4 protein-coding genes and 1 pseudogene are annotated in these 4679 nt (G+C 62.3%); all 5 read right to left on the bottom strand.

From position 1 onward, the window contains the following. Nucleotides 1-180 precede the first annotated feature (180 nt). Nucleotides 181-627: pseudogene (locus VJ604_RS01725) on the bottom strand (DsbA family protein); the annotation flags it as partial. 15 nt (nt 628-642) lie between these two features. Beyond that, nucleotides 643-816 (bottom strand): hypothetical protein, encoded by a 174-nt coding sequence (locus VJ604_RS01720; protein WP_324079656.1) that lies wholly within the window; start codon nt 814-816, stop codon nt 643-645. A gap of 113 nt (nt 817-929) precedes the next feature. Beyond that, complete coding sequence (locus tag VJ604_RS01715; RefSeq protein WP_324079655.1) at nt 930-2201, bottom strand: hypothetical protein; 1272 nt, start codon at nt 2199-2201, stop codon at nt 930-932. Nucleotides 2202-2478: 277 nt separating this feature from the next. Continuing rightward, complete coding sequence (locus tag VJ604_RS01710; protein ID WP_324079654.1) at nt 2479-3816, bottom strand: DEAD/DEAH box helicase; 1338 nt, start codon at nt 3814-3816, stop codon at nt 2479-2481. A 556-nt stretch (nt 3817-4372) separates the two neighbouring features. Further along, entirely contained in the window at nt 4373-4654 is a 282-nt protein-coding gene (hbs, locus tag VJ604_RS01705; protein ID WP_324079653.1) for a non-specific DNA-binding protein Hbs, read from the bottom strand. Nucleotides 4655-4679 lie beyond the last annotated feature (25 nt).

Genomic DNA, 4679 nt, shown 5'->3' with positions numbered 1-4679 from the left:
CGTGACCTCCGGACCGGACTTCGACACCCTGAAAGCGAAGTTCGATTGGCTGCGCGCGACCCTCGCCATAACGCCTGATTCCATTACCCAAACCTGGTAAGTTCAAAAAAGAAATGCGGAGGACACGCACCAGCATCTTCTTCGGGTGCCTGTCCTCCGCGAAACCTTCTGGCTGACAGCTTACTTCCTGCCACCTTTCCCCTGCGCTTTGGGGCCCTTGCCGATTGCAGCCAACTCCACGTCGACGGCGTCGCATAGATTCTGGAAGGTGCGGTGCTCCTGGTGCCTGCCGTTTATGTAGATATACGGGGTCCGGTCGACTCCCAGTTTCATCGCCTCATCGTAATCGGCATCCACCATCTCCTCTAGCTTCGGATCTTTCATCTTCGCCCTGAAGCGCGGCAGGTCCAGCTTCAAAAGCTTCGCGATCTGAATCAGCTTGTCGTCATCGAGGTCGTCCTGGTTGGCAAAAAGCTGGTCGTGGAACTCCCAGAATTTTCCCTGGTCGTGCGCTGCCAGTGCGGCGGTCGCAGCCTTCATGGAAAAGGCGTGAGCGGCGATCAATTTGATGGCGAGTCTAACCTGCTTGGGATATTTCTCCAACACCTGCTGGAGTACCGGCTCGAGCCGTTTGCACCCCGTTCAGAGGTAGTCGGAAAAAACCACGATGGTGACCGGCGCGTTGGCCGCCCCTCTGATGGGATGGCCGGACAGGTTGACGTTTACCCGCGGCTCAGCCTTCGCCACGGCGGCAGTCCAGGTCAAGGTGACTATCGCGATCAAAATCGCCGGTATCAGCGAAATAAATCTCCTCATGGATGAACCTCCTTTGTAGACGGCAGCGGTGGGTGCCGGAGGGACACCAGGTGACCTCGTCGCTCCCCGGCCGGGATCCTTGCTCTAATTATCCCGTAAAAGCCGATTTTGTCTTATTCCATGGCCAGGTTCCGCAACAACAACTCCAGATCCGCACGCCCCTTTTCGAAGGCCGCGGGGGCTCCCTCCACCATGATGATGTAGTCGAGGTCACCGGGAAGACGGCTGAACTCCCTTACCGGCGCGTAGTATTGTGGCCCGGCCTGATCGCCCGCCGGGGGGGTGATGTTGTGCGGCGACTCGAGCGCGAGGCCGGGGTAGGCGGGCTGCGGACGCCTGACGATGCCGGCAAGGATCCGGCTTTCCTTCTTCTGCCGGGATTCCAGCCAAAGGAACTTGTCTCCGCCGGCAAACCCGGGTCCGGCGACGGCCTGGTAGCTTCGATTGGTACCCGCCCCGGCCAGGAACCTGCGCAGAGCCTTCTCCGGGCTTGCTTCCGGCGGGGCCGGCAGCACGAACACCGCAGCTTCCAGAGCCGGCAGCTTTTTCCCTTTGCCGGGCAGCCTGATAGCGATACCGCTGCTGCCGTCCCTGACGCCAAAAGGGGAAACCGGCCAGGTTCCCGGCAGGTCCACCCACAACCCGAACATGCTGTTCACCAGCCGCGTCGTCCCGGCTCCCGGTACGGATTTCCAGAGTTCTTCAGCTTTGTAGTTCTTGCCGGGGATCGTCGGAGCGAGCCTCCTGGCTATCCCCTCCTCGACCGGTTTCATTTTTGCCGTCAGCACTCCGCCGTTTCTCGCCCTCACCTGGTCGAGCGCGTATGTCCCGGTGGCCGGCATCGCGGCGAGCAGCGCGGCGTAGGCGTAATCCTCCCAGAAGGAGCGGGGCAGGCTCTCTGCGCATTCCTGTGACGCCTGCTTCAAAAGCGGCATCCCCTTCACCGCGTCGGCCCCCTTGGCGTAATGATTGCCCAGGAACCACAGCGGCCGGCAATCGGTGGGCAGAGCCTCGCGCGCTTTTTGGAGAGAGTCGACGGCGACCTGGAAGTATTCCTGCAGATCGAGGTTGTATGCGTAGTGCGCCGTCAACCCTTTCAGCAGCAGCAGTTCTCCGGCAGCCGCCCCCTTTGCGGTCAGCAACAGCTCGTCGGTCGTTTTCAGCGAACGCTTTGCCAAAGAAACCGCGTCCCCCTTGGGAAGCCCGTATCGCCATTCGGGCGACCAGTTCTCCGCCACCTCTTCGAGCACCCTCACGTCAGCCGCAAGCTGTTCACTCCCCTGAGGCGAAACGCGCTCCAGGTCAATTTCCGCCAGGGAGGCATGCGCCGCCGTCCCAGCGGTCAGCAAGAGAAGTAGTGCAAGGAAGATGGGTGTTGCTCTCATAGCTTGGCGCTCCGCCATCCCTGGTTCATCTGGATTGTCCGCTCTTCGTCGTCCGGGGGCTGAAACTCTACATGCTGATTGAATATTTCTTTTCATTACCGTTGCAGCATTCATGAATGTAACGGGAGAACGTTAGAAACGCAATGAGCGGAGCCGCTTGCATGATGATTTTCATCCGAAGCGGCTCCGCTCATTGGCTGCCTTTCGCTCTGGCCGTCTTCCCGCCACCTCCCCCCTTCAGGGAGGGAAGCGGCGGAATGGGAGGCCATCGTTTCAGTTATCTCGCACTGCCGGCGCTGCCGTCGCGACGGCCGCCGCGGCGGTACTCGACCACCACCTGCTGCTCACGGCGTCCGAAGCCGGGCTTGCCGCCGGGGGCACCCGGACGTCCCCCCTTGGCGCCGAACGATTTCTTGCGCGGGTCGAAGCTCGGGCGCCCTTTCTTGCCGCCGGGGCCGCTGTTCACCCTGCGCAGGGGACGGCTCGGCTCCAGGCCGGGGATCACGTGCTGCTCCAGGGACTTGCCGGTGTAGCGCTCGATCCTGTCCAGGTAGGCGACTTCGTTCATAGAGCAGAAGGAGATGGCCACCCCGGTAGCTCCGGCGCGGCCGGTGCGGCCGATGCGGTGCACGTAGTCCTCGGCGAACTTGGGGAGGTCGAAGTTGATCACGTGGCTGATCCCGCTCACGTCCAGGCCGCGGGCCGCCACGTCGGTCGCCACCAGCAGCCGGACCTTGCCGCGGCGCATGTTGTAGATGGTGCGGTTGCGGGCACCCTGCGACATGTCGCCGTGCAGGGCGGCGGCCGCGTGTCCCTGCGAGTAGAGCTCGGAGGCGATCTGGTCGGCGTCCTTCTTGGTGGCGGAGAAGATGATCGCCTTGGTGAGGTTCACGTCGGAGATCAGGTGCTGCAGCAGGCGGTTCTTGTGGCGCATGTCGTCGGTCACGTGCAGGCGCTCCTCGATGTGCAGCTTCTCGGCCTGTTTCCCCTCGATGGCGACCCGCACCGGGTCGGTCAGCAGCCTGGCGGCGATCTTGGCCATGGCGTCGTCCATGGTGGCGGTGAAGAGCAGGGTCTGGCGATTTTCCGGGCAGGCGGCGGCGATGCGGTCGATGTCCTCGGAGAAGCCCATGTCCAGCATGCGGTCGGCCTCGTCCAGGATCAAGAGCTCGAGCCGGGAAAGGTTCAGGCTGCGGCGCTCCAGGTGGTCGATCAGGCGGCCGGGGGTCCCCACGATGAAGTCGACCGGACGGGAGAGGAGGTCCATCTGGTCGCGATAGGGCATGCCGCCCAGGATATGGCCGCTTCTCACCCGCATGAACTTGCCGTAGTTGCGCACGGCGTCGGTCACCTGGGTGGCCAGCTCCCGGGTCGGGGTGAGCACCAGCACGCGCGGCCCCTTGCCGCGCGCCTCGGAGGGAACCAGCAGGCGCTGCAGGGCGGGGAGCACGAAGGAGGCGGTCTTGCCGGTGCCGGTCTGGGCGCTGCCGATCAGGTCCTTGCCTTCCAAGGCCAGCGGAATGGACTGGGCCTGGATGGGGGTCGGCGCGGTGTAGCCGCAGGCGGAGAGAGCTTTCAGAATGGGGGCGGAGAGGTTCAGCGATTCAAAAGACATGTGGTTCCTTTTTTGGTCGGAGCTTTAGAAATCAAGCAACGGCTTGCGGTCGCCGACCGAAGGTCGGCGAATTACGAACGTAGAAAGCCGTAACGGCGAAATTGCCGCGCATGGGCGCTCGGTACGCTCTGGTAGCATACGGACTTGTGACCGGCAGATCATACATCGTCGCCAACCAAAAGCCTGCTGCCGCATTTCTTGAGGGGATTACCTGGAATGCGAGGGGTTGGATCGATGGGACGGGAAAGCTTCTCCCGGATAGAGCAGTTGTCAGTCAGCCGCACATCATTACTACAGCTCGCTTGGGAAAGCAAGCTTTTCTTTTCGAAAACGGCACTTTCTTAGATCCCTTATTCGACTCCCTCCCTTCAAGGGGAGGGTCGGGGTGAGGATGGGGTTCGGGCGCCGGGCACCTCCTCCTGTGCTCCCCCTTGAAGGGGGAGGGACGCAATAGCGGGAGAAGGTTGACTATACCGAAAAGAAAAACCCCGCTTGGGGGCGGGGTTCCGGTACTGCGGCGCGGCCCCACGTGGAGGGCACGCAGGGCGCTGCGCGATTACTTCTTGGCGGAGATGGCGTCTTTCAGAGCCTTGCCCGGGCGGAACTTGGGCACTTTGGCCTCGGCGATCTTGATCTCCTTGCCGGTCTGGGGGTTACGGCCGGTGCGGGCCTGACGGTTGGAGACCTCGAAGCTGCCGAAGCCGACCAGGGTGACGCGGTCGCCTTTCTTCAGAGCGCCGCTCACGCTGTCGATGAAAGCGGCTACGGCCTTCTCGGCGGCGCCTTTAGAAATGTTGGCGGATTTGGCAACTGCTTCAACGAGTTCTGCTTTAGTCATCTTAAAACCCTCCTTGGTTGTAATA

This window comes from Geomonas sp. (assembly GCF_035254065.1).
Classification (GTDB): domain Bacteria; phylum Desulfobacterota; class Desulfuromonadia; order Geobacterales; family Geobacteraceae; genus Geomonas.
This window is presented reverse-complemented; position numbering and strand designations above follow the sequence as displayed.